Genomic DNA, 24332 nt, shown 5'->3' on the forward strand with positions numbered 1-24332 from the left:
TCAGTTGCCATCCAGTCGGCGCGGTGTCCGCCAGGCAGTCAGGCCCAGCCAGAAGGCGGCGGACAGCAGCAGAAACAGCAGGTTGATCAGCAAGACCGGCCAGATTTCACCAGCCTGGAAAAGTGTCTGCAAGGCGCTGACAAAATAGCGCGCCGGAATCAAGTAAGTCACCGCCTGTACCGCCAGCGGCATGCTGCGGATTTCAAACACGAAACCGGACAGCATGATGGCGGGCAGGAAGGCCGCGGTCAGCGCAAACTGCGCGGCAATGAACTGGTTGCGCGTGGTGGTGGACAGCAACAGGCCCAGGCCCAGCGCGCTACCCAGAAACAGGCTGGTGACCACAAACAGCACCCACAGCGAACCGCGCAGCGGCACACCCATCACCAGGGTAGCCACCAGCACACACATGCCCATGGCAGCCATGCCCAGCAGGTAGTAGGGGATGATTTTGGACAGCAGTAATTCGCTGCGGGTGACCGGGGTGGATAGCAGTGCCTCCATGGTGCCGCGCTCCCACTCGCGTGCCACCACCAGCGAGGTGAGCAGCGCGCCGATGATGGTCATGATCACCGAGATGGAGCCGGGCACCAGATAATTGCGGCTCACCGTGGTGGGGTTGAACCAGTAACGCGGCTGCACGGTCAGCGTGGCCGCAGGGGGCTGGCCATTCTGGCGCTGGTTCAGCCACAGCTGGAATACCCCTTGCACATAGCTGGCAACAAAATTGGCGGTATTGGGTTCGGCCCCGTCGGTCAACAACTGGATGGCGGCGGCGCCCTGACCCTGCCTGACCCTGGCGGAAAAATCGCTGCGCAGGATCACCACCCCGCGCACCTCGCCCGCCTGCAATTGCTGACGCATGGCGGACTCGGAAGTGGACAAGCTGGCGGCGATATAGGGCGAGGCTTGCAGCGTTTGCACCAGGCGGCTGGCTTCTGCGCCGCCATCCTGCTGCACAATGCCCAGTCGCACCCGGTTGGCATCCAGATTGATGCCATAGCCGTAGATGAACAGCAGCAACACCGGCAGCACGAAGGCAATCAGGATGCTGCTGGGGTCGCGCACGATCTGGTAGCTTTCCTTGCGGCACAGCGCAGTCAGGCGACGCAGGCTGATGCTCATGTGGCCTCCCGCAATTGGTCGTCACGCTCCACCAGCGCGATGAAGGCGTCTTCCATGCCGGGATCGGGCAGGGCCGGGCTGGCCACCATGGCCTTGAGTGCATCCGGGGTGCCGCTGGCAATCATGCGGCCGCGGTACACCAGCCCGATGCGGTCGCAATATTCTGCTTCGTCCATGAAGTGGGTGGTCACCATCACCGTGACACCCTTGTCCACCAGGCCGTTGATATGACTCCAGAATTCACGGCGGCTGACCGGGTCCACCCCCGACGTTGGTTCATCCAGAAACAGCAGCGGCGGCTGATGCATCAGCGCGCAGGCCAGCGCCAGCCGCTGCTTGAAGCCCAGCGGCAGTTCTCCGGCATTCATGGCGAGGAAGGGCTGCAAGGCAAATACCCGCACCATGTCAGCCACTGCCGCCCGCTGGCGCGCGCCGGACAGGCCATAGATGCCGGCGAAAAACGCCAGGTTCTGCGCCACGCTGAGGTTGCTGTACAGGGCAAATTTCTGCGCCATATAGCCAATTTGCTGCCGCGCCTGGCTGGCGGACTTTTTCAGGTCCAGCCCCATCACCCGTGCCGCGCCACTGCTTACCGGCAACAGGCCGCACATCATCTTGAAGGTGGTGGATTTGCCCGCGCCATTGGGGCCGAGCAAGCCGAAGATTTCGCCACGGCGGATGCGGAAATCCACATGATCGGTGGCGACAAAATCACCAAAACGACGGGTGAGCTGTTCCGCCACGATGACGGCGTCGGCATCCACCCCATCCGGCAATCGCGCTGGCGGCATGTGTTCGGTCAGCGGTGAATCGCCACCCGGCCCGCCACCCAGCAAATCGATGAAGGCATCTTCCAGCCGTGGCTTGACTGCCTGCAAGCTGGCATCGGGACCGGCGTCCAGACTGGCAAGATCCGGCAGCTCTCCTGCCGTGCGCAACACCAGCCGCACGGCATGGCCTTGCAAGGCACCGTCGATCACCTGTGGACAACGCAGTGCGCGGCGCAATACCTGACGACGGTTGCCGGCAATGCCCTGCAACAACAGGCTGCGGCCCTGCATGCTGTCCATCAGCGCCTGCGGGCTGCCACTGTATTGCAGCCGGCCTTCGTGCATCAGCAGCACTTGGCCGCACAGCTCGGCCTCGTCGAGATAGGAGGTACTCCACAGCACGGCCATGCCGCCATCGGCCAGACTGCTGACCATGCGCCACAGCTCGCGGCGCGAGATGGGATCCACCCCGACACAGGGTTCGTCCAGCAACAGGATGCGCGGCGAACCCAGCAAGGTGCAGGCCAGGCCCAGTTTCTGTTTCATGCCGCCGGACAATTTGCCGGCCAGCCGTGTGGTAAAGCGCGCCAGATCGGTAAACGCCAGCAGGCGTGCAAAGCTTTCTGCCCGCGCCGCGCCGGTGACACCACGCAGATCGGCATACAAGGTGAGGTTTTCCAGCACGGTAAGGTCTTCGTACAGGCCGAATTTTTGCGGCATATAGCCCAGTTGCAGGCGCAATGTGTCCCCCGCTGTCACCGGGTCCAGCCCTTCCACCTGCAAGCTGCCGCTGTCAGGCTTGAGCAAGCCGGCCATCAGCCGCAGCAGGGTGGTCTTGCCGGCACCATCCGGCCCCACCAGCCCGGTAATCACCCCGCGGCGGATGTCCGCACTCAGCTCGCACAGCGCCGGCCGCCCGGCAAAGGCGTGGCTGACTGCCTGCAGGCGGATGGCGATGTCGCCCGCTGGCGTGCTCATGGCTGGGCCAGCTTTACCGTTACCGGCATGCCCTGACGCAAGGCGGCATCCGGCTGGGAGACGATCACGCGCAGACGGTAAACCTGGGCGGTGCGCAGGTCGGCGGTTTCCACATTCTTGGGAGTGAATTCCGCCGTGGGCGAGACAAAGCCCACTACGGCGGCATAGGGCTGGCTGCGCCCGTCGCGATATACCCACACCTTACGCCCCGGCTGGGTCTGGCCCAACTGGGTTTCAGCCACATAGGCGCGCACCCACACCGGCCGGGTGAGCGACAGGGTCAGGGTGCTGGCACCGGCTGCCAGCATGCTGCCCGGCTCCAGCACCCGGGTGAGGATGATGCCGTCCGACGGTGCGCTCAGCACGGTATCGGCCAGTTGCAGCCGGGCGCTGGCCAGCTGGGCTTCGGCCCGTTTCACATTGGCGTCCACTTCGGCCACTTCCTGCGGCCGGTAGCCCTTGCTCAGTGCCTGGTATTGCTGCTGCGCGGCCTGATACTGCGCTTGCGCCTGCTCATGGGCGGAGCGGGCGGCATCCAGCGCCTTCACCGCTGCGGCACCGCTGCCGGCCAGTTCCTGTTGCCGCTGCCAGGCGGCATTGGCATCGGTCAGCACGGCCTGGCGGGCATCCAGCGTGGCGCGGGCCTGCGCCACATCTTCCGCCCGATAACCCTGATGCATCAGCGATTGCCGCGCCTTGAGCGCCAACAGCGCCGCTTCGGCATCGGCCACGGCATTGCGCTGCGGTGCGTCGTCCAGCCGGGCCAGTACCTGCCCGGCCTTCACCGTTGCGCCTTCGTCCACCAGCACTTGCTGCAAGCGGCCTCCAACACGAAATGACAAATTCACCTCGCGGATATCCACATTGCCGGACAGCACCAGCGCATCTGCGCCCTTGTCCTGTTGCCCGTACCAGATGCCTGCGGCCAGCAGCCCCAACACCAGCAGCCCCGCCACCATGCGTTTCTTGTTCATTACGCCAGCTCCCTGGCACTGAGGCCCTTGAGCGCCCAGTGCAATCTTTGCTGCAAATGTTCCGGTTCCAGCGCATAGCTGGCCAAACCCTGCTCCAGCAGCGTGGGCAGGATGTGCTTGCCGCTGCTCAGCTGCTGCAATAGCACCGGGAAGCCCAGTGCCGACATCAAATACATCAGTTGGTGCAAGGGCGGAGCCTGACATAGCTGGCCGGCCTGTTGCGCCTCGCTCAGGCATTGCAATAACAACTGCGGATGACGCGGTGCCAGATTGCGGATGAATTCCACCGCCGCCACCTCGCCCGAGCCGGCATCCAGCAGCAACTGGCTGATCACCCCGCCCTCGGCCCTGGCAAAAGCCACCAGCTGCAACAGCATGGCCGACAGGCGGTCCAGCGGCTCACCCTGCTGCTGCAGGCTGTCCTGCAATTGCCGGTATAGCGGCGCATACCACAGCTCCAGCAGCATGCTGACAAATTGTTGGCGGTTGCCAAAGTGGTAGACAAAACTACCGGGATTCACCTCGGCCTGCTGGCAAATACCCCGTACGGTCAACTGGCGCAGGCCATACTGGCGCAAGTGCTGCAAGCCATGTTCCAGCAACAGGACGCGGGTGGGGTGAGGATTGGTTTCGCGCTTCATGCTGCTAATTTATACATGTGTATAAAAATGGCAAAGCAAGATATTGGAATAATTGATGCAAGACAGGAAATGGCCGGTCAGGCGTGGCGGGCAGGCAACAGCAGGCCGCAGCCGGCCCACTGCATCAGTCAGGCAGATGCGCCTGCAGTAACTGGACAATACGCTGGCTGGCACCACGATGCGCTGCCGTAAACGCCAGCGCGGCGCTGTGCATCTGCTGACGACGGGCATCGTCCTGCAACAGCTCAAGTGCCTGCTGCACCAGCGCGGCGGCATCCGCCACTTGCAAGGCAGCGCCTGCCTGCAGCGCCAATTCACTGGCCTGGGCAAAATTGAACATGGACGGGCCAAACAAGACCGGCAGGCCGAGGCTGGCCGGCTCGATCAGGTTCTGCCCCCCCAGCGGCAACAGGCTGCCGCCGACAAAAGCCACATCGGCACAGCCGTAATAGGCAAACAGCTCGCCCATGCTGTCGCCCAGCCACACGCGGGTAGCAGCAGCAATCTTGCTGTTGTCGCTGCGCCGCTGCACGGCAAAGCCCATGTCCTGTGCCAGCGCGGCCACGCTGTCGAAGCGTTCCGGGTGACGCGGCACCAGCAGCAGCAGGGTATTGCCCACCTCGGCCTGTTGCCAGGCCTGCAGGATCAGCTGTTCCTCGCCATCGCGCGTACTGGCGCAAATGAATACCGGACGGCTGCCTATACGCTGGCGAAACTGCGCTGCCAGCTCGGCCATGGCGGCTGGCGGGGTGAAATCGTACTTGGTATTGCCACAGACTTGCGGGGAAACAGCGCCCAATTGCTGCAAACGTTCGGCATCTTGCTGGCTTTGCGCAGCAATGGCCGTCAAATCACGCAAGGCCGGGCCAATCAGCCCCTGAATGCGACGATAGCCGCGCAGCGATTTTTCCGACAGCCGCGCATTGGCCAGAAATACCGGTACGCCCTGCTGGCGCGCCGCATGCAGCAGATTGGGCCACAGCTCGGTTTCCATCAGCACACCAAAGCGTGGCTGCCACACGGCCAGAAAATCCCGCACCGCGCCGGGATAGTCGTAAGGCAGATAACGCACTTCGGCATCCGGATACAGCTGGCGTGCGGTATCGCGGCCGGTGGGAGTCATCTGGGTCAGCAGCAAGGGCACATCCGGCCAGCGTTGGCGAATGGCCTGGATCAAGGGCAAGGCGGCACGGGTTTCGCCCACCGATACCGCATGAATCCAGATCGCGCCAGTGGCTTGAGGCTGGAGAGCCTCGCCGAAACGCTCGTCCCAGTGCTGCAGATAGGCCGGGGCCTTGCGCGCGCGTTTTTTCAGATAACGGCGGATCAGCGGCGTGGCCGCCCACCACAGCAAGGAATACAGCCCGCGCCGCCAGTTCATTGCATGTCCTTGCGCGCCAGCAAGGCCTGATACACCGCATCCACTGTCGGACACTGGCCGATATTGCCCAGATTGGTGGCCCAGGGGGTTTCCACCACCCCGGTCTTGCCGGGGTCGGTATCGGTGTAGATGGCCACCAGCGGCACATTCAGGGCATTGGCCAGATGACACAGACCGGTATCCACGCCGATGACGGCGCGGGCATGGCCCAGTAATCCGCAAGCCTCTACCAGATTCATGCGTGGTGCCACCATGGCCTGCGGCATGGCAGCGGCCAGTCGCGCTGCGCGCTGCTGTTCGGCAGCATTGCCCCAGGGAATGATCAGTTGCAGACCATGTTGTGCAGCAAGCTGTTCACCCAGCGCAATCCAGTGTTGTTCCGGCCACTCCTTGGAGGCACGGCTGGTGGCATGCAGCAGCACGGCGTATTCGCCTTGCGGCAACCAGTCCGGTCGGGCTGCCGCAGGTACGCCAAAACATGGGCTGCCCTGCGGTTGGTAACCGAATACCTTGGCCAGCAGCAAGCGGCAGCGTTCCACTGCCGACAGCGACCAGTCCACCCGGTGGGTCTTGTCATACAGCAGGCAGGCCAGCGGTTCGCGAATGCTGTGGCGGTCATAGCCGGTAAGCGGCGCACCGCTGAACTTGGCTGGTACTGCACTTTTCAGCAACCCCTGACAATCCACCACCAGATCCCATTGCGTGGCGCGCAGCTTCTGGCGCACGGCTTTCATTTCAGCCCAACAGGCTGGCGACAGCAGCTTTTTGCGCCAGCGTCGCCATGCCAAAGGAATCACGTCATCCACCGCCGGGTGTAAACGGGGAATGTCGGCGAAATTTTCTTCGGCCAGCCAGCTGATCCTGAGATTGGGGTAGTGCGTCTTGAGCTCGGTGATGGCTGGCCAGGTGTGGATAAGGTCGCCCATCGACGAGGTACGCACAATCAGTACGTTCATCATGGCGCGCATTGTAACCGAGCTGCACTGAAGCCGCTGTGGTTAACCAGGTAAATTCCGTGCGCAACAGATGTGGATAAGCAGCTGTGTATAATTCCGGCCATATTTATCCACAATCTGCCAGCCTGTCCGCCACCGGATTAATCCCAGTGCCATCAACAGGGCAAGTTACTGATCACGCATGTGTTTTTTATGGTTATCAACAGAAAACCACGGCTCTCATTAGTCTCTTCATAATAAAATTCAGTTTAAGATAAACAAGGTAACTGCACAAAAATGGCCATTAACAGGCAGGCGTATTCAAGTCACTGACAGCATGTGGATAAACCAGGTCCAGCCAGAAAGGCTAAAGTTATCCACAAATGCTCAGCATGCAGGAAGCAGGCTGCTCAACATGTTTTGATATCTCTTAAATTATTGAATAAACAAGTAAAAAGACACTTATCCACAGATTTGGACTGCCTTCTACTAGTTTCTTCTATATACATATGGGAATAACAAGAAAAGATGCGAGAACCACTCAGCGTTGTGCTCATCACCAAAAATGCGGCCTTACAGCTGGAAAAAACCTTGGCAAGCATTCAGTGGGCAGAAGAAATCGTGGTGGTGGATTCGGGTAGTACAGACAATACGGTTGCCATAGCTTCTGCCTATAAGGCGAAAGTTATCCACCAGAGCTGGCTAGGATTCGGTCCACAAAAGCAGTTTGCCGTTCAGGCAGCCAGTCATGACTGGGTGCTATGTCTGGACGCAGACGAATGGCCATCGGAAGAATTGGTATTGCAAATCAAGCAGATACTGAACAATCCACAAGCCCGTGCTTACCGGTTTGCCCGCAGTAACCGTTTTATGGGTCGTTTTCTGAAACATGGCGAAGGCTACCCGGACTGGAGCCTGCGGCTGTTTGACCGACGCCATGCACGCTGGTCGGACGATCTGGTTCACGAGTATGTGCAGACCGAAAGCCCTGTGGAAAAGCTAACTGGCGATCTGATGCATGAGTCCGGCGAAGACATCGCGTTATACCTGGACAAGCAGAACCGCTATACCAGCCTGCAGGCGCAGCTACTGTATAAACGCGGGAAAAAGGCGGGATGGAGCAAGCTGGTGTTCAGTCCATTGCTGCGCTTTGCCAAGTTTTACCTGTTCCGCCGTGGTTTTCTGGATGGTTTGCCCGGGCTTGTCCACATCAGCATCGGTTGCTTCAACAGCTATATCAAATACGCCAAGCTCAACGAGCTGCACAGGCTGGAAAAGAAATCATGAACATACTGGTAACCGGCGCTGCCGGTTTCATTGGCCGGGCGGTATGTGAACGTCTGCTGCAGGCTGGTGATTGCAATGTGATTGGTGTGGATAATCTCAACAGCTATTACCCGGTGAGCCTGAAACAGGCCCGTCTTGCCACGCTGGAGGGCCGTGACGGCTTTCGTTTCGTGCAACTGGACCTGGCAGACTGGGATGCGCTGAACGCGCTGTGTGGGGCGGAAAGCTTCGATTACGTGATCCATCTGGCAGCACAGGCCGGCGTGCGCTATTCCATCGACAATCCGCATGTCTACGCCCAGAGCAATCTCTTGGGCATGACCAATGTGCTGGAAGCCTGCCGCCGCCATGCGGTCAAGCACCTGGTGTATGCCAGTTCCAGCAGCGTGTACGGCCAGAATGCCAAGGTGCCGTTTGCCGAAGACGACAGGGTGGATGCGCCGGTCAGCTTCTATGCCGCCACCAAGAAAGCCAACGAAGTGATGGCGCACAGCTATGCCCACCTGTATGGCTTGCCCTGCACCGGGCTGCGCTTTTTCACCGTATACGGTCCGTGGGGAAGGCCGGACATGGCACCCTGGCTGTTTACCGAGGCGATATTGCAGGGCAAGCCGATCAAGGTGTTCAACCATGGCCAGATGCAGCGCGATTTCACTTTTATCGACGATATCGTGGAGGGCGTGGTACGGGTGATGCAGCATCTGCCATCCGCCGCAAACGGCCAGCCACCGTATGCGTTGTTCAATATCGGCAATCATAATCCGGTGGCCTTGCTGGATTTTATCCACAGCATAGAAAGCGCTTGCGGGCGTGAGGCGGTGAAGGAGTACTACCCGATGCAGGATGGTGATATGCCCATCACCTATGCCGATACCAGTCGTTTGCGCGCTGCCGTGGGTTTTTCACCGGATACGCCGCTAACCACAGGCATGCAGGCATTTGTTGACTGGTATCGTGCTTATCACCAGTGCTGAGTGCCATTTAATCGCCCATGGCGGGCCGCCAGGGCATTTTGCCTGCCTGGCCCGTCGTAGCGCGTTACAGGCCGGCAAAACCGCCTGACGGGCCTTTATGGCGCCTGAGGAGAGGGTTTGATGTTGTCAGGCAGGGTAGCAAGACAAGGAAACGAGCAGAAATGAGCGCCCTCAACATGCGTTTTGCCACGGCGGCGGATTGCGCGGCACTGCAACAGCTGATTCTGGAGCACGGTCCGAATGACTGGAATTACCTGCCTGCGGACGGGGTGGATCTGACCCTGCAGCAGCTGGCAGCCGGCACTGTGCAAGGTCTGCTGGCGGAGCAGGAAGGCCGCTTGCTGGGCATCATGCTGTTTGCCGTCAGCGACCGCTATCCGGCCTACCGTCCGGCCGATGTGGCTGCCGACAGGGCCGGATTTCTGATTGAGGCCGTGGTCAGTCGCGATTGTGCAGGCTTGGGACTGGGCAGCCGCCTGTTGCTGGCAGTGTGTGATGCCCTGCGGGCGCAGGGCTGTGGCTGGATCTGTGCGGATAGGCATCAGCAGAATACCGGTTCGGCTGGAATGATGCGCAAGGCAGGTTTTGCCGAACTGGGCAGTTATGATGATCCGGCTCACCGCTGGAGCGGATCGCGCCAAACCACCGTCTGTGGCAGACGGCTTTAATGGGGGGAAGCGGCGTCAGTACAGCTTGCAGTTGAGGCTGAGCACAGCTTGCCAGCCAGCGCTGTGCTGCCTGGCTGAATCGGCCATCCAGCGCGAACCGGCACCGATATCCATCGACCAGCGCGGATCGAAGGGATGATTCAGCATCAGCAGCAGATTGCTTTGCTCCAGATGCCTACCGCTGTCGTCAGCCTGATGTCCCAGGCTGGCAGCGCGTTGTGAATCGGCCAGGCTGGCCCAGCCCAGCAGACTGAGCCGCTGATTGCGCCAGTGGCCCAGGGTGAGATCCAGATTCATGATCAACAGGCTGCCCGGGCTGGCAGAACCCAGCCGGTCGGCATAGCCGATGGATAACGAGCCGCCCTGCGGCAGATCCACGCCATAACGCAGCACGCCCATCCAGTGGCTGGAGTTGGCACCCAGCTCCCACTGGCTTTCATTGGCGGCTGCCAACGTCATCCAGCCGCCGGGGGCGGGCAGACCAATGCCGGCTTCGCCCTGTTGCACAAACAGGCTGCCATAGGCGGTGTCATGCCGCAGGTCCATGCTGGGTTGCAGTTTGGCACCGCTGCCAGCTGCGGTCTGGTACAGGTTGCCAGCCAGGCTGAGCGTCAGGCTATGTACCGGTTCTTCAGCATGAAGAGGCAGGCTGGTCAGCAGGACAGTCAGTAGCGGAAAGACGGCAAGGCAGCGCATGGAGGCTCCGGTGGCGGGAAAAAATGGCAGCTGACTGCCTGGGTGCTGGCAGAGCATACGCCGCCAGCTGCTGGCTGAAAACCGCGATTGCGGCCACGGGCAGGCATGAGAGTTGGACTGGCCTGTTCCGTACCAGCCATCTCTGGACGGGATATTTTTTTGTTACGCAAACATTTCTGCGTGATGTTGTCGTGATGCTGTGATTAAGAAGGCAGTAAGTTGATGAATCTATGATGTTAAATCGCAAAGCATCATACTGTTTTCCACATTAATTTATATGCTATTTAGATTAATTGTTTTAATTTAAATAATTTTTGATATTAAACGGAACTACATTCACTTTCCTGCAATCTGTCATGTATTGAAACTGTTTCGGAGGGCTGCGCCATGCTTCACCATTCCCCGCTGATTGCCACCATTGTCGGCAGCCTGGTGTTTGCCTTCATGCTGGGTACGCTGGCTTTCCGTCTGCGTCTGCCACCGCTGATCGGTTACCTGTGTGCCGGCATCGTGGCCGGGCCTTTTACACCAGGTTTTACTGCAGATAGCCAGATCGCACCACAATTGGCGGAGATGGGCGTGATTTTGCTGATGTTTGGTGTGGGTTTGCATTTTTCCGTGCGCGACTTGCTGGCGGTGAAAGCCATTGCCTTGCCCGGTGCCATTGGCCAGATCCTGCTGGCCACCGTGCTGGGGCTGGGCATGTCGCAGCTGTTGGGCTGGCCGCTGGGTGAGGGCGTAGTGTTTGGCCTGGCCTTGTCCACCGCCAGTACCGTGGTGCTGCTCAAGGCCTTGCAGGAAAAAAATCTGGAGCAGACTGATGACGGCAAGATCGCCATCGGCTGGCTGGTGGTGGAGGATCTGGTGATGGTGCTGACACTGGTGTTGCTGCCTATCTTTGCCGGAGTGCTGGGCGGTAAGGGAGCGGATACGGTGATCAGCGGCAGCGCCGTGCTGTGGACCATTGTACTGACGCTGGGCAAGGTGGCGGCCTTTGTGGCGCTGATGCTGGTGTTTGGCCGGCGTTTTTTGCCATGGATGCTGGAACGCATTGTCTATACCGGCAGCCGCGAGCTGTTCCGCCTGGCCGTGCTGTCTACTGCGCTGGGCGTGGCCTATGGGGCCTCGCTGCTGTTTGATGTGTCGTTTGCGCTGGGTGCCTTCTTTGCCGGCATGGTGCTGGCCGAGTCACCGCTCAGCCACCGGGCTGCGGAAGAATCACTACCGCTGCGCGATGCTTTCTCGGTACTGTTTTTTGTCTCGGTGGGCATGTTGCTCAATCCCTCGGTTTTGCTGCATAACTTCTGGGAAGTGCTGGGTACTTTGCTGATCATCGTGGTGGGCAAGTCGCTGGGAGCCTATGGCATCGTCCGGCTGTTTGGCCGTAGCCCGGCCACGGCGCTGACCATTGCCGCCAGCCTGGCGCAGATTGGCGAGTTTTCCTTCATTCTGGCCGGGCTGGGCATTGCGCTGGGCCTGATGGGCGAGCACAGCCATTCGCTGATTCTGGCCGGGGCCATTCTGTCCATCCTGCTCAACCCCTTGCTGTTCTTGTGGACCGAGCGCTACCGCAAGCGTCAGCCGGCACTGGCCAGTAACGGAAAAGCCGCCTGATGGCGGCTTTTTCATGCATGCATATGGAGTACACTCAGCTGTCGTTTTGCTCCAGCAAACTGGATGGCAGGCGGCTGATCAGGATCTTGTCCACCCGTGTGCGGTCCATGTCCACCACTTCGAAGCTGAAGCCCTGCCAGTCGAAACGGTCGGTCACCGCCGGCACCCGCCCCAGCTGGAACATCACCACGCCACCCAGGGTGTGGATATTGCCGGTGTCCTCGCCCGGCAGCGACTGCTCGACATCAAAATACTGGCGGAAGCTGTCCAGCGTCACCATGCCATCCACCAGATAGCTGCCGTCCTCGCGCTGCACGATCTCGTCGTCTTCGCCATCGGCATGGATGGATGGCAAATCGCCCACCACGGTTTCCAGCACGTCGTTCATGGTTACCAGGCCTTCCAGCTCGCCGTATTCGTCCACCACCAGCGCCAGATGGGTGTGTGCCTGACGGAACTGCTCCATCAGCTGCATCAGCGATACCGTGGCCGGGACGTACAGCGGAATCTGCAGGTCGGCAATGAAATCCACGCTTTGCCCGGCCAGCACCCGGTCCAGCATGCGTTTGGTGTCCAAAATGCCCAGCACATGTTCCATCCCGCCCTTGCACACCGGGAAATGGCTGTAAGCATGCGAAATCAGCAACTGGCGGTTATCGTGCTGCTGGTCTTCGATATCAATGGAAACAATATCCTTGCGCGGCGTCATCACCGCGGCCACCTTGCGATCGTCCAGCCGGAAGATGTTTTCCACCAGTTCCTGTTCGGCGCGGTCGAAAATGCCTTCGTCGGCACCCTGTTCCATCAGTACCCGGATTTCTTCTTCGGTAATGGACGGTTCATTGCTTTTGCGCGCACCGATCAGCCGCAGCAGGGTGTCGGTCAGCCGCGACAACAGCCGTACCAGCGGGGCTGCCAGGCGCGAGAGCAGCAACATCGGCGGGGCCAGGGTGCTGGCGATGCCTTCCGGGTTCAGCATGGCCAGCCTCTTGGGTACCAGTTCGCCAAACACCAGCGACAAGGCGGTGATGGCGGCCACCATCAGTGCCACCGACAGCGGCTTGTTATAGGCATGCAGCTGCGGCAGGTTCAGTTCCAGCCAGTCCTGCAAATGTTCGGACAGGGCAGCTTCACCGTACACTCCGGAGAAAATACTGATGCTGGTGATGCCGATCTGCACCGTTGATAGGAAACGGGTGGGTTCCTCTGCCAGGCGCAGTGCCGAGCGAGCCCCGCGGCGGCCTTCTTCTGCCCATTGCTGCAGGCGTATCTTGCGTGAAGACACGATGGCAATTTCGGACATGGCAAAAGCGCCATTGAGTACGATCAGTACAAACAGAAAGAAAATATCCACGATGGGCGGCGGGGAGGAAGATGACTCTTGCTAGCTTAGGGCAATGCCGACGGGCTGAAAAGCCGGGTTTTGCGCTACAGGGCTGCGCTGGGCAACCCTGCGGCAACTCCGTATCAGAACAGGCTGTTCTGGCTGCTGGCAGGCATCCAGCGGATGGTGTCGCGGCCATGAGCGGCCAGCCAGGCATTCACCTGCGAGAAATGACGACAGCCGTGAAAGCCGCGGCTGGCCGACAGCGGGGAGGGATGGGCCGCTGTCAGCACCAGGTGGCGACTGGTATCAATACGCTCGGCCTTGGTCTGAGCCCAGTTGCCCCATAGCAAGAATACACAGCCGGGGTTGTGCTGGTTGACTGCATCAATCAGTGCGTCGGTGACGGCTTGCCAGCCCAGCTTACCGTGGCTGCCTGCCTTGTCCATTTCCACCGTCAGCACGCTGTTGAGCAACAGCACGCCTTGTTCGGCCCAGTGTGTCAGGTCGCCACTGGCCGGCATGCCGCCGCCCAGGTCTGCCACCAGTTCCTTGTAAATATTGCGCAGGCTGGGCGGAATACGCACGCCGGGCGGAACCGAGAAGGACAAGCCCATGGCTTCTCCTGCGCCGTGGTAAGGGTCCTGCCCCAGGATCACCACCTTGATGTCGGCCGGGGCCATGGTACGCAGGCTGTTGAAAATGAGCGGCTGTGGGGGAAACAGCGTTTTGCCCTGGCTGGCTTGCTGCTGCAGTTGCTGGTCGATCTGGCGCAGGCGGGCAAAGATGTCCGGTGCATGCAGGACAGCTTCCCAGGCCGGGTGTACCGGGGCCAGGGCCGGGGCGAGGTAGGGGAGGGATTGCTGACTCAAAACGGATTCCATTTTGTCTATTGATTGCCGGTTTGGATGGGGCAAACGGGGGACGGTTCCAAAACAAAAGCCATTCCCGCTGGCAGGAATGGCTTGCTTGTGCTGCGATCAGTAGCGGGCCGTACGGCTCAGTAATGTGCCATGCCCGGGTCAACCTCGCTGGCCCAGGCTTCCACGCCACCTTGCAGGCTCAGTACCTGTTCGAAACCGGCATTGGCCAGATACAGGCCTACCTGATAACTGCGCACGCCATGATGGCAGACAGTGACGATGGTCTTGTCATCCGGCAGTTCGCTCATGCGCAGCGGAATCAGGTTCATCGGGATATGCAGCGAACCGGCAATGCTGGCCAGCTGCACTTCCCAGTCCTCGCGCACATCCAGCAGCAGCGGCTGTTGTTTGCCGCTATCGGCCAGCCATGCTGCCAGATCGCTGGCGGTGATTTCCCTGAGCATCAGAAAACGAAGCGTTCCGGCTCGATGGCTTCAGCCTTGGCCAGACGGGAAATACAGGTTTCAAACAGATTGGTTTCGCTGTAGGCGCTTTCGCTGACGCGCTTGATCAGCTTGCAGCTCATGGCCGGCAGGTCACCCACCACCACAATCATGCGGCCACCGACGGCCAGCTGGGCTTTCAGGGTTTCCGGCACCACCGGCAGCGAACCACCCACCACGATCACGTCGAACGGGGCTTGTTCCTTCAGACCGTCCAGGCCATTGCCTTCCACCAGGGTGACATTGCCGATGCCGGCTTTTTTCAGGCTGGCTGCAGCTGCTTCGCGGGTGGCGGCATTAATCTCAACGCTATATACGTGGCGGCCCAGCTTGGCCAGCAGCGCGGTCAGGTAGCCTGCGCCGGTGCCAACTTCCAGTACCTTGTCTTGCGGCTGTACGGCAACATCCTGTGCCAGACGCGCTTCCAGCTTCGGTTGCAGCATCTTGCCGCCGTTTGGCAACGGCAGTTCGGTGTCGACAAAGGCCAGCTGGCGCTTGTCGGCAGCGACGAAATCTTCGCGTTTCACGTGAAACAGCAGGTCCAGAATCTTGGGGTCAAGTACGTCCCACGGACGAATCTGCTGCTCGACCATGTTGAAACGGGCATTTTCAAAATCCATCAGCTTACTCCGAAGGGCTGGCTGTCAGCAGCAGTCAATCGGTATCCCGAAAAACCAGCCGCCCGGACAGCGTGTCATGACGATAACTTGCGATTATCCCACATTTACCTTACCTTCACAGCATCGCTAGGGGTCCTGTGCGCGCTGTTGTGGCGTCCATATCCAGTCTGAGTGTGGAATGGTGCTGCTTCATGTTGCACGGGTGAGAAATACCCTTGGAACCTGACCCGGTTAATCCCGGCGTAGGGAAGCGTCATCTGCATGGTTCCCACCTTTTCCCTGCAGCCGGCTTGCCGGATTTCGCTCCTTGCGCCGTTTCATCGCATGGAGGAAACCCGATGAACGCGCCCACCAAACTCAATGCAGCCATGACGGTCGATTCGGCCGCCATCCAGCCCTTGCCCAACTCCCGCAAGATTTATGTTGAAGGCAGCCGTGCCGACATCCGCGTGCCGATGCGCGAAATCAGCCAGAGCGACACCCCCACCCAGTTTGGCGGCGAGCAAAACCCGCCCATCTACGTGTACGACACCAGCGGCATTTATTCCGACCCGGCCGCCAATATCGACATCCAGAGCGGCCTGCCGGCACTGCGTGCTGCCTGGATTGCCGAACGTGGCGACACCGAGCAACTGGCCGGCCTGTCCAGCGACTATGGCCGTGCCCGCGAGGCCGACAGCAAGCTGGACGACCTGCGTTTCAACCTGACGCGCAAGCCGCGCCGCGCGCTGCCGGGCAAGAATGTCAGCCAGATGCACTATGCGCGCCAGGGCATCATCACCCCGGAGATGGAATACGTTGCAATCCGCGAAAGCCTGAACCGCAAGGCCTATATCGAAAGCCTGCAAGCAGCCGGCGGCAAGAATGCCAAGCTGCTGGAACTGATGACCCGCCAGCACGCCGGTCACAGCTATGGTGCTGCGCTGCCGGAGGAAATCACCCCGGAATTCGTGCGTCAGGAAGTGGCTGCCGGCCGCGCCATCATTCCGTGCAACATCAATCACCCGGAATCCGAGCCGATGATCATCGGCCGCAACTTCCTGGTGAAGATCAACGGCAATATCGGCAATAGCGCAGTAACGTCGTCGATTTCCGAAGAAGTGGACAAGATGACCTGGGGCATCCGCTGGGGTGCCGATACCATCATGGACCTGTCCACCGGCAAGAACATCCACGAAACCCGCGAGTGGATTCTGCGCAACTCGCCGGTACCCATCGGCACCGTGCCCATCTACCAGGCGCTGGAAAAGGTCAACGGCAAGGCCGAGGACCTCACCTGGGAAATCTTCAAGGACACGCTGATCGAGCAGGCCGAGCAGGGCGTGGACTACTTCACCATCCACGCCGGTGTGTTGCTGCGTTATGTGCCGCTGACTGCCAACCGCATGACCGGCATCGTGTCGCGCGGTGGTTCCATCATGGCCAAGTGGTGTCTGGCGCATCACCAGGAAAACTTCCTGTACACGCATTTCGAAGAGATTTGCGAAATCATGAAGGCCTACGACGTGGCCTTCAGCCTGGGCGACGGCCTGCGTCCGGGCAGTGTGTGGGATGCCAACGATGCGGCGCAGCTGGGTGAACTGAAAACCCTGGGCGAGCTGACGCAGATTGCCTGGAAACACGATGTGCAGGTGATGATCGAAGGCCCCGGCCATGTGCCGATGCAGCTGATCAAGGAAAACATGGACAAGGAACTGGAGTGGTGCCACGAAGCGCCGTTCTACACCCTGGGCCCGCTGACCACCGACATCGCTCCGGGTTACGACCACATCACTTCCGCCATTGGCGCGGCGCAGATCGGCTGGTATGGCACCGCCATGCTGTGCTACGTCACCCAGAAGGAACACCTGGGCCTGCCCAACAAGGATGACGTCAAGGAAGGCATCATCACCTACAAGCTGGCCGCCCACGCCGCCGACCTGGCCAAGGGCCACCCCGGCGCGCAGATTCGCGATAACGCCCTGTCCAAGGCACGTTTCGAATTCCGCTGGGAAGACCAGTTCAATCTGGGCTTGGACCCGGACAAGGCGCGCAGCTTCCACGACGAAACCCTGCCCAAGGACAGCGCCAAGGTGGCGCACTTCTGTTCCATGTGCGGCCCGCATTTCTGCTCGATGAAGATTACCCAGGACGTGCGCGAATTCGCCGCCCAGCAGGGCATCAGCGATGAAGCTGCGCTGCGGAAGGGCATGGAAGTGAAGTCGGTGGAGTTTGTGAAGGGTGGATCCAAGCTGTACGACAAGATATGACCTGACTGAAGCTGAAATCAAAACCGTCTGTCACTTTTGTGCAGGCGGTTTTTTTGCGTCTTTAATTATGTATGCAGATATTGAATATGGTGAATGACAGCTTTTTATTCCGGCAATAAGTTCAGGACATATTATTACCATTTAATGCCATCATCCTCCTGCACCAGCGTTGTTGTAGCTGAGAGATTAATGTGGGCTTGCGACATGAAGCTGATTGCCCCGGACGAATCGCGTGGGCAGTCATGGCGGATTATGCGCGATCAATCTTCCGGTATCTCTTGTTGCAATGGCGTATTCATCTTCTGACAGGGAGGAAATTGCATGCGACAAACCGATTATGTTGAAGATTCTGTTAGTTTATCGCCAGACATGCTAGCGGATCAGTCAATTGCTGATCATTTGCATGACCAATCCGGACTCAGCCCGCTGCTTTATAATGCGGACCTTGCTCCGACAAGTAAAATGGGTCGCCAATGGAGTGCTTATAGTATCTTCGCGTTGTGGGCGAATGATGTGCATAACCTGGGGAATTATACCTTCGCAATTGGCCTGTTTTCATTGGGGCTGGGTGGCTGGCAGGTATTGTTGGCCTTTGGATTTGGGGCAGTATTCCTGTTTCTGTTGCTAAACCTGTCCGGGTATATGGGCGAAAAGACAGGCATCCCCTTTCCGGTGATGAGCCGTATTGCTTTTGGCACGCGTGGTGCGCAGATTCCTGCCTTGTTGCGCGGTGCCGTTGCCATTGCATGGTTCGGTATCCAGACTTACCTGGCCTCTCTTGTCTTGCAATTGGCGCTGCTTGCCTTTTACCCGGCGCTTAAGTCTTTTCAGACAGATAACTTGCTTGGTCTGTCCTCATTGGGCTGGGCTACTTTCCTGCTGTTGTGGGTCATACAGCTGCTCATCGTCAGCTATGGCATGGAAATGATTCGCAAGTATGAAGCCGTGGCCGGGCCGGTGATCTTGATGACTTTTGTCGCGCTTGCAGGCTGGATTCTGCTGCGTGCCAAATTCTCCATTGCCTGGGAAATGCCGCATGCACTGAGCGGCACTGCCATGTGGATGAAAATACTGGGTGCTGCCGCTTTGTGGGTCGCTGTTTACGGTACTTTCATTCTTAATTTCTGCGACTTCACCCGAGAGGCCAAATCCAGGAATTCCATTTTCTGGGGTAATTTCTGGGGCATACCGGTCAATATGCTGCTTTTTGGTGGAGTTGTAGTGGTGCTGGCCGGTGGGCAATACCATATTGATGGTCAAATCATTGCATCGCCGGCCGATATCGTTGCGATGATTCCAGATACCTTTTTATTGGTTATGGCCACACTTTCGCTACTGATACTGACAATAGGCGTGAATTTGATGGCAAATTTTGTGGCTCCAACCTATGCATTGACAAACTTGATGCCGCAATACATGAATTTCCGCAAAGCGGCCTTTTTGTCTGCGTTGATTGGTCTGCTTATCTTGCCATGGAATCTGTATAACTCACCCTTGGTCATTCCGATATTTCTGGGAGGATTAGGCGCATTGCTGGGGCCGCTATTCGGCATTATCATGGTTGATTACTGGATAATCAGAAAACAAAATATCAACATACCGGCTTTGTATTCAAATGAAATACAGAGTGAATACCACTATATGGCGGGCAGCAATCCCAGGGCGATAATTGCGCTGATTGTCTCTGGTGGAATTGCTCTCGGGCTTACCTTTTTGCCCTTTTTTGCCGTGTTAAGAGACTTTTCCTGGTTCATGGCGGCCGGGCTTGCCGGCATCATCTATTTCTTGATTGCTGATCGTCGTGGTCCATTTACCGATGTGGACGGTGAGAAGATTTCGGTCTCTCCATGCCACTGAAGCGATGACTGGCCACGCGTTGTGGATAAGTTGCGAGTTGCAATATTTCTGTGGATAACACACAGGCTTTAGCAAGAGTGGTTCCGTGCAGCAGCAAGCGATTGGCTCTGCCCGTGGAGCCATAAGCCGTGCAGCATAAAGGCTTATCCACAGGAGAGTGCCATGACCCAAGCCATATCCATCCGCCCGCTTGCCGCCGACGATTTTGCTGCCTGGCTGCCCTTGTGGCAGGGCTATCTGGATTTCTATCACAGCAGCCAGCCGGAAGCAGATACCGCCATTACCTGGCAGCGCTTTCTCGATGCGGCCGAGCCGATGCAGGCCTGGCTGGCCTGGCAGGGCGAGCGCGCGGTGGGTCTGGTGCATACCGTGTTGCATCGCAGTAGCTGGACGCCGGGCAATTACTGTTATCTGCAGGATTTGTATGTACAGCCTGATGTGCGCGGCACGGGTGCCGGACGGGCGCTGATCGAGCAGGTGTATGCCTATGCAGCGGATGTCGGCTGCAGCCGGGTGTACTGGCTCACCCATGAAAGCAATGCCAAGGCCCGTCAGCTGTACGACCGGCTGGCTGACAACCTGGGTTTTATCCAGTACCGCAAGCAGGTGGGTTGAAGTTGGAGTGCGGGCTGCGATGCGATTATGCTGATGCCCTCACCACCAAGGACATGGACATGGTCATGATCAACGTCAGCATTCTCTATCCGTATAGCGCTACTGCCCGTTTCGATTTCGACTACTACCTGCAACAACACATGCCGCTGGCCAGCAAGCTGTTGGCTCCGGCCTTGCTGGACATGCGGGTGGAGAAGGGCATCAGCGGCAGCGAGCCTGGTAGTACCCCCAACTTCACTGCGCTGTGCCAGCTGCAGTTTGAATCGGTGGAGTCGTTTCTTGCCGCCTTCATGCCGATAGCGGAGCAACTGCAAGGTGATATTGCCAATTACACCGATATCACGCCGCAAATCCAGTTCAGCGAAATCCTGCTGGGTTAGCTTGTTTCAAGGTGAGCAGCCAGTTCGCTTGGCCCCTGCTGTAACACCAGCTGTGGCGTGCCGTGCCAGGCGGCCAGCTTGTGCAGCATGGCGGCCAGATCGCGGCATAGCTGGCCGGTGGGCTTGATGCCAGGCTCCAGATACAGCGCCTTGATTTCGAACACGCCTTGCTGGCGGTGGGTCTTGGCATCCATGCGTCCCACCAGCCGGCCACGGTTGAGCAGCGGCAGCACGAAATAGCCGAAGCGGCGTTTGGCCGCCGGGGTATAGCACTCAATGCGGTAATCAAAGCCAAACAGCTCGCTGGCGCGTTTGCGGTCCCACACCACCGGGTCAAACGGCGACAGTGCGGCAGTGTGGCCCGATTTGAGTTTATCTTCGGCTGCCAGCGCCAAGTCGGCCTGCAAGCTGTGATGGACGAAAACATCGTGCTGCCAGCCTTCGATGCGGGCGGGAATCAGCTCGCCCTCATCCGCCAGCTGGTGTAGCAATACATCGTACTTTCCGCGTTTGAGCCGGTAGTAATCGGCCACCCAGCCGGCCTTGACCACGCCCAGCGCCCGGCAGCTATTGCGCACCATGTCGCGCTGTACTTCTTCCTGGCTGGGCAGATCGCGCGCATCGTCCCAATCCGGCAGCACCCGTTCCGCCACATCGTAGACGCGCTGAAAGCTGCGTCGCTCCTTCACCATCAGTTGGCCCAGGGTGAACAGCACTTCCAGATGGCGTTTTTCCGGCTTCCAGTCCCACCAGCCATCCCCCTTGCCACTACTGCGTTTGAAGTCGGCAGAGCGCACCGGGCCGTGTGTACGGATTTTCTGCAGCAGTTCTTCTACTGCCGGCTGGTGTTGTTCCAGCCAGCGCTGCGGATATTTCCAGCCCATCTGCGCCGGGTCCAGCATGCGGTGGCGTAGCAGGCGGTAGTCTTCCCGTGGCACGAAGCAGGCTTCGTGCGCCCAGTATTCAAACACGGCACCGCTGGCCAGTGTGGTATCCAGCCAGGTCTGGTCGTAATGACCCAGTCGGCTGTACAGCACCAGATAGGGGCTGCGTGCCACCACGCTGATGGTATCGATCTGCAGCAAGGCCATGCGGCGGATGGTGGCTAGCACATCGGCTGGTGTGGCCTTCCGTCGCGGCGGGGTCTGCAGGCCCTGGGCAGCCAGGTGCAGCAGCCGGGCCTGGGGAAGCGAAAGATGCAAGGTCATAATGGGCGGCTGTAAGGGCAGGTGGCCAGACTATAGCAAGGCAGCTGCCTGGTCGGGACTGTAACGCAGCCGGTAGCGCTAGATCTGTCGGTGTCAGGCAACACCCGGGTCATTGCCGGGGCACACTCTGCATTTGAGGATTGCACAGCAGCAGGTAATAGGGCCATGCTGCTCATCTGCATCAGGAGCAAGAGGAAAACAAAATCATGGATACCGGCAAACATCAGCTGGAACAACTATTCGCCCAGCTCGGACTGGATAACGATGTTACTGCAATCAAGGTATTTCTGGCCCGTCACTGGCTGGAACCGGGCCAGGCTTTGCCGGATGCCGCTTTCTGGAAGCCGGCGCAGGCGGATTTCCTGCGTCAGGCCCTGGCTAGCGATGCCGAATGGGCTGAGGCCGTGGATGAGCTGGCGGTATTGCTGAGCCAGAAATAGTATTGGGCGGGGTTGATGAAAGCGCGGGTAGTTGCCATTGGCACTGCTCGCGCTTTTTGCATGCTTGCCGCCGCCGCTGGGGCCGTCCTGCCTAATACAGGGAAATCAGTGGATGCCAAGCCTGGAAAATGCGGTGCGATCTTTGGTTGTGGCTATCTATAAGCTACTGATTACGTTATAATTCCGCCCCTTCCTGCGACTGGCATTTCTAGCAGGAAAGCCCTTTTTACAAGTCAGGAATTGTCATGAGTCTGCTGTCGCACCAGATCGAGCTGCTGTCCCCCGCCAAAACTGCCGAAATCGGCCGTGAAGCCATCCTGCATGGCGCGGATGCGGTGTATATCGGCGGCCCCGGTTTCGGTGCCCGGCACAATGCCAGCAACAGTCTGGAAGACATTGCCGGGCTGACGCAGTTTGCCCACCGCTACCATGCGCGCATTTTTGCCACGCTCAACACCATTCTGCATGACGCTGAGCTGGAAGCAGCGCGCAAGCTGATCTGGCAGCTGTACGATGCCGGGGTGGACGCGCTGATCATCCAGGACATGGGCATCCTGCAGATGGACCTGCCGCCCATCCAGCTGCATGCCTCCACCCAGTGTGATATCCGCGATGCCGACAAGGCACGCTTTCTGGCTGATGCCGGCCTGTCCCAGCTGGTGCTGGCGCGCGAACTGAGCATTCCCGACATCAAGCGCATTGCCGCCCGCGTGGGTGATGCCGCTACCATCGAATACTTCATCCACGGCGCGCTGTGCGTGGCCTTCTCCGGCCAGTGCTATATCAGCCATGCCGATACCGGCCGCAGCGCCAACCGTGGCGATTGCTCGCAAGCCTGTCGCCTGCCGTACACCCTGACTGACAAGGACGGTGGTGTGGTGGCCTTCGACAAGCATTTGCTGTCGATGAAGGACAATAACCAGAGCAAGAACCTGGAAGCGCTGCTGGATGCCGGCGTGCGTTCGCTCAAGATTGAAGGCCGCTACAAGGATGTGAGCTATGTGAAGAACATCACCGCGCACTACCGTCTGCTGCTGGATGAAATCATCGAGCGTCGTCCGGAACTGGCCCCGGCGTCCAGCGGCAGCAGCGAAATCTTCTTTGCGCCGGACCCGGACAAGACCTTCCACCGTGGCAGCACCGACTACTTTGCCACCGGCCGCAAGATTGACATCGGCGCCTTTGATTCGCCCAAGTTTGTTGGCGTGGGGCTGGGTGTGGTGCACAAGGTGGGGCCGGACTGGCTGGAGATTGCCACCCCGGAAACCATGAGCAATGGCGATGGCATCAACTTCATGAAAAAGCGCGAAGTTGTCGGCATGCAGCTCAATACCGTGAAGCAGATCGGCCATGTGCCGGGCGGCGACCTGCTGTGGCGCTGCCAGCCGAATGATCCGGCCTTGTTGCAGGGCCTGAAGCCGGGAACCGATTTGTGCCGCAACCGCGACCACGCCTGGGAGCTGGCGCTGCTGAAGAAATCGGCCGAGCGCAAGGTGGGGGTGTGGCTGACGCTGACCGAACAGGCCGATGGCCTGTGCCTGACCGTGACAGATGAAGATGGCTGTAGCGCCACGGCCAGCGCCGTGATGGCGCTGGAGCCGGCCAAGGATGCCGCCAAGGCGGAAAGCGGTCTGCGTGACAGCCTGGCCAAGCTGGGCAACACCATGTTCGTGGCCAATGATGTGGCACTGAACCTGAGCCAGCCGTGGTTTGTACCGGCTTCTGCCATCAATGCGCTGCGTCGCGAGGCTATCGAGCAACTGGAACAGGCCCGCCTGAGCACCTGGGTGCGCCCGCCGCGCAAGCTGGCGGTGGAGCCGCCGGTGGCGTATCCGGAACAGACGCTCAGCTATCTGGCCAATGTCTACAACCAGCTGGCCTGGCAGTTCTACCGCAAGCATGGGGTGGAGGTAATCGAGGCGGCTTACGAGGCACATCAGGAAGAGGGCGAAGTCAGCCTGATGATTACCAAGCACTGCCTGCGCTTCTCCTACAATCTGTGCCCCAAGCAGGCCAAGGGCGTGAAAGGGGTGATGGGCCAGGTGCGCGCCGAGCCGATGACGCTGAAATCCGGCAATGAAACCTACACGCTGAAGTTTGAGTGCCGGCCCTGTGAAATGCATGTGATGGGCAAGATGAAAAAGCACATCCTGAAAGCCCCGGCCCCCAGCGAAGTGCCGTATACCGCACCGCTGACCTTCTTCAAGCAACGTCCGCAATAAGGCAGGCA

The 24332-nt window shown here is 59.3% G+C and carries 22 protein-coding genes and 1 riboswitch; of the genes, 10 read left to right on the forward strand and 12 right to left on the reverse strand.

Going from position 1 to position 24332, the window contains the following annotated elements; translation table 11 throughout:
• The 6 genes from GSR16_RS20160 to waaC form a co-directional block, all read right to left on the reverse strand.
• The gene (locus GSR16_RS20160; RefSeq protein WP_159880513.1) at positions 1-1125 is read right to left on the reverse strand and encodes an ABC transporter permease; all 1125 of its coding nucleotides are present in this window, start codon (positions 1123-1125) and stop codon (positions 1-3) included.
• Positions 1122-2873, reverse strand: coding sequence for an ATP-binding cassette domain-containing protein (locus GSR16_RS20165; protein WP_159880515.1), 1752 nt, complete (start codon positions 2871-2873; stop codon positions 1122-1124). The genes GSR16_RS20160 and GSR16_RS20165 overlap by 4 nt, the downstream gene beginning before the upstream one ends.
• Complete coding sequence (gene hlyD / locus GSR16_RS20170; protein ID WP_159880517.1) at positions 2870-3847, reverse strand: secretion protein HlyD; 978 nt, start codon at positions 3845-3847, stop codon at positions 2870-2872. Before hlyD ends, GSR16_RS20165 begins: the two co-directional genes overlap by 4 nt.
• On the reverse strand, positions 3847-4488 hold the full coding sequence (locus GSR16_RS20175; protein ID WP_159880519.1) for a TetR/AcrR family transcriptional regulator: 642 nt from the start codon (positions 4486-4488) through the stop codon (positions 3847-3849). The genes hlyD and GSR16_RS20175 overlap by 1 nt, the downstream gene beginning before the upstream one ends.
• Positions 4489-4612: 124 nt before the next feature.
• Entirely contained in the window at positions 4613-5869 is a 1257-nt protein-coding gene (gene waaA, locus GSR16_RS20180; RefSeq protein ID WP_159880521.1) for a lipid IV(A) 3-deoxy-D-manno-octulosonic acid transferase, read from the reverse strand.
• Complete coding sequence (waaC, locus tag GSR16_RS20185; RefSeq protein WP_205677600.1) at positions 5866-6825, reverse strand: lipopolysaccharide heptosyltransferase I; 960 nt, start codon at positions 6823-6825, stop codon at positions 5866-5868. The genes waaA and waaC overlap by 4 nt, the downstream gene beginning before the upstream one ends.
• 570 nt (positions 6826-7395) lie before the next feature.
• Between waaC and GSR16_RS20190 the strand changes: the two genes are divergently transcribed.
• The 3 genes from GSR16_RS20190 (at position 7396) to GSR16_RS20200 (ending at position 9733) form a co-directional block, all read left to right on the forward strand.
• The gene (locus GSR16_RS20190; RefSeq protein WP_240902551.1) at positions 7396-8091 is read left to right on the forward strand and encodes a glycosyltransferase family 2 protein; all 696 of its coding nucleotides are present in this window, start codon (positions 7396-7398) and stop codon (positions 8089-8091) included.
• The gene (locus GSR16_RS20195; protein WP_159880527.1) at positions 8088-9065 is read left to right on the forward strand and encodes an NAD-dependent epimerase; all 978 of its coding nucleotides are present in this window, start codon (positions 8088-8090) and stop codon (positions 9063-9065) included. The genes GSR16_RS20190 and GSR16_RS20195 overlap by 4 nt, the downstream gene beginning before the upstream one ends.
• Before the next feature lie 161 nt (positions 9066-9226).
• Positions 9227-9733 carry a GNAT family N-acetyltransferase gene (locus GSR16_RS20200; protein ID WP_159880529.1) on the forward strand — a complete coding sequence of 169 codons (507 nt, stop codon included), beginning with the start codon at positions 9227-9229 and terminating at the stop codon, positions 9731-9733.
• A 15-nt stretch (positions 9734-9748) separates the two neighbouring features.
• Here GSR16_RS20200 and GSR16_RS20205 read toward each other — a convergent pair whose 3' ends face one another.
• Positions 9749-10429 (reverse strand): hypothetical protein, encoded by a 681-nt coding sequence (locus GSR16_RS20205; RefSeq protein ID WP_159880531.1) that lies wholly within the window; start codon positions 10427-10429, stop codon positions 9749-9751.
• Between the two features lie 387 nt (positions 10430-10816).
• Here GSR16_RS20205 and GSR16_RS20210 point away from each other — a divergent pair, with 387 nt between their 5' ends.
• Entirely contained in the window at positions 10817-12043 is a 1227-nt protein-coding gene (locus GSR16_RS20210) for a cation:proton antiporter domain-containing protein (RefSeq protein WP_159880533.1), read from the forward strand.
• A 34-nt stretch (positions 12044-12077) separates the two neighbouring features.
• Here the strand turns inward: GSR16_RS20210 and GSR16_RS20215 are convergent, their stop codons facing one another.
• The 4 genes from GSR16_RS20215 to GSR16_RS20230 all read right to left on the reverse strand — a co-directional run bounded on the left by GSR16_RS20215 (position 12078) and on the right by GSR16_RS20230 (position 15353).
• Positions 12078-13397 carry a hemolysin family protein gene (locus tag GSR16_RS20215; protein WP_159880543.1) on the reverse strand — a complete coding sequence of 440 codons (1320 nt, stop codon included), beginning with the start codon at positions 13395-13397 and terminating at the stop codon, positions 12078-12080.
• 113 nt (positions 13398-13510) lie between these two features.
• Complete coding sequence (gene ung / locus GSR16_RS20220) at positions 13511-14170, reverse strand: uracil-DNA glycosylase (RefSeq protein ID WP_240902682.1); 660 nt, start codon at positions 14168-14170, stop codon at positions 13511-13513.
• Between the two features lie 197 nt (positions 14171-14367).
• Positions 14368-14697, reverse strand: coding sequence for a rhodanese-like domain-containing protein (locus GSR16_RS20225; protein WP_205677602.1), 330 nt, complete (start codon positions 14695-14697; stop codon positions 14368-14370).
• Positions 14694-15353 carry a protein-L-isoaspartate O-methyltransferase family protein gene (locus tag GSR16_RS20230; protein WP_159880546.1) on the reverse strand — a complete coding sequence of 220 codons (660 nt, stop codon included), beginning with the start codon at positions 15351-15353 and terminating at the stop codon, positions 14694-14696. The genes GSR16_RS20225 and GSR16_RS20230 overlap by 4 nt, the downstream gene beginning before the upstream one ends.
• Before the next feature lie 118 nt (positions 15354-15471).
• Positions 15472-15619: riboswitch (TPP riboswitch) on the forward strand.
• 72 nt (positions 15620-15691) lie between these two features.
• Here GSR16_RS20230 and thiC point away from each other — a divergent pair.
• The 4 genes from thiC (at position 15692) to GSR16_RS20250 (ending at position 20454) form a co-directional block, all read left to right on the forward strand.
• Positions 15692-17602, forward strand: coding sequence for a phosphomethylpyrimidine synthase ThiC (thiC, locus tag GSR16_RS20235; RefSeq protein WP_159880547.1), 1911 nt, complete (start codon positions 15692-15694; stop codon positions 17600-17602).
• Positions 17603-17923: 321 nt separating this feature from the next.
• Positions 17924-19459, forward strand: coding sequence for an NCS1 family nucleobase:cation symporter-1 (locus GSR16_RS20240; protein WP_159880548.1), 1536 nt, complete (start codon positions 17924-17926; stop codon positions 19457-19459).
• A 162-nt stretch (positions 19460-19621) separates the two neighbouring features.
• Positions 19622-20074 (forward strand): GNAT family N-acetyltransferase, encoded by a 453-nt coding sequence (locus tag GSR16_RS20245; RefSeq protein WP_159880549.1) that lies wholly within the window; start codon positions 19622-19624, stop codon positions 20072-20074.
• A 59-nt stretch (positions 20075-20133) separates the two neighbouring features.
• On the forward strand, positions 20134-20454 hold the full coding sequence (locus GSR16_RS20250) for an EthD family reductase (protein ID WP_240902552.1): 321 nt from the start codon (positions 20134-20136) through the stop codon (positions 20452-20454).
• On the opposite strand, the gene GSR16_RS20255 is transcribed toward GSR16_RS20250, so the two are convergent.
• A complete protein-coding gene (locus GSR16_RS20255; RefSeq protein WP_159880550.1) occupies positions 20451-21662 on the reverse strand; it encodes a winged helix-turn-helix domain-containing protein in 1212 nt (403 codons plus the stop codon). The two genes, GSR16_RS20250 and GSR16_RS20255, sit on opposite strands and share 4 nt — an antisense overlap.
• 206 nt (positions 21663-21868) lie before the next feature.
• Here GSR16_RS20255 and GSR16_RS20260 point away from each other — a divergent pair, with 206 nt between their 5' ends.
• A complete protein-coding gene (locus tag GSR16_RS20260; protein ID WP_159880551.1) occupies positions 21869-22102 on the forward strand; it encodes a DUF2789 domain-containing protein in 234 nt (77 codons plus the stop codon).
• 245 nt (positions 22103-22347) lie between these two features.
• Entirely contained in the window at positions 22348-24324 is a 1977-nt protein-coding gene (locus GSR16_RS20265; RefSeq protein WP_159880552.1) for a peptidase U32 family protein, read from the forward strand.
• The last annotated feature ends 8 nt before the right edge of the window (positions 24325-24332 follow it).

It is taken from the genome of Aquitalea denitrificans (assembly GCF_009856625.1).
Lineage (GTDB): Bacteria > Pseudomonadota > Gammaproteobacteria > Burkholderiales > Chromobacteriaceae > Aquitalea > Aquitalea denitrificans.

Coding starts and splice junctions, on each gene's coding strand:
- GSR16_RS20175 (WP_159880519.1), bottom strand. CDS start 4,488: ATGAAGCGCGAAACCAATCCTCACCCCACCCGCGTCCTGTTGCTGGAA.
- GSR16_RS20195 (WP_159880527.1), top strand. CDS start 8,088: ATGAACATACTGGTAACCGGCGCTGCCGGTTTCATTGGCCGGGCGGTA.
- GSR16_RS20250 (WP_240902552.1), top strand. CDS start 20,134: ATGGTCATGATCAACGTCAGCATTCTCTATCCGTATAGCGCTACTGCC.
- GSR16_RS20260 (WP_159880551.1), top strand. CDS start 21,869: ATGGATACCGGCAAACATCAGCTGGAACAACTATTCGCCCAGCTCGGA.
- GSR16_RS20165 (WP_159880515.1), bottom strand. CDS start 2,873: ATGAGCACGCCAGCGGGCGACATCGCCATCCGCCTGCAGGCAGTCAGC.
- GSR16_RS20245 (WP_159880549.1), top strand. CDS start 19,622: ATGACCCAAGCCATATCCATCCGCCCGCTTGCCGCCGACGATTTTGCT.
- GSR16_RS20230 (WP_159880546.1), bottom strand. CDS start 15,353: ATGGATTTTGAAAATGCCCGTTTCAACATGGTCGAGCAGCAGATTCGT.
- thiC (WP_159880547.1), top strand. CDS start 15,692: ATGAACGCGCCCACCAAACTCAATGCAGCCATGACGGTCGATTCGGCC.
- GSR16_RS20240 (WP_159880548.1), top strand. CDS start 17,924: ATGCGACAAACCGATTATGTTGAAGATTCTGTTAGTTTATCGCCAGAC.
- GSR16_RS20160 (WP_159880513.1), bottom strand. CDS start 1,125: ATGAGCATCAGCCTGCGTCGCCTGACTGCGCTGTGCCGCAAGGAAAGC.
- hlyD (WP_159880517.1), bottom strand. CDS start 3,847: ATGAACAAGAAACGCATGGTGGCGGGGCTGCTGGTGTTGGGGCTGCTG.
- GSR16_RS20200 (WP_159880529.1), top strand. CDS start 9,227: ATGAGCGCCCTCAACATGCGTTTTGCCACGGCGGCGGATTGCGCGGCA.
- GSR16_RS20255 (WP_159880550.1), bottom strand. CDS start 21,662: ATGACCTTGCATCTTTCGCTTCCCCAGGCCCGGCTGCTGCACCTGGCT.
- waaA (WP_159880521.1), bottom strand. CDS start 5,869: ATGAACTGGCGGCGCGGGCTGTATTCCTTGCTGTGGTGGGCGGCCACG.
- waaC (WP_205677600.1), bottom strand. CDS start 6,825: ATGAACGTACTGATTGTGCGTACCTCGTCGATGGGCGACCTTATCCAC.
- GSR16_RS20205 (WP_159880531.1), bottom strand. CDS start 10,429: ATGCGCTGCCTTGCCGTCTTTCCGCTACTGACTGTCCTGCTGACCAGC.
- GSR16_RS20210 (WP_159880533.1), top strand. CDS start 10,817: ATGCTTCACCATTCCCCGCTGATTGCCACCATTGTCGGCAGCCTGGTG.
- GSR16_RS20265 (WP_159880552.1), top strand. CDS start 22,348: ATGAGTCTGCTGTCGCACCAGATCGAGCTGCTGTCCCCCGCCAAAACT.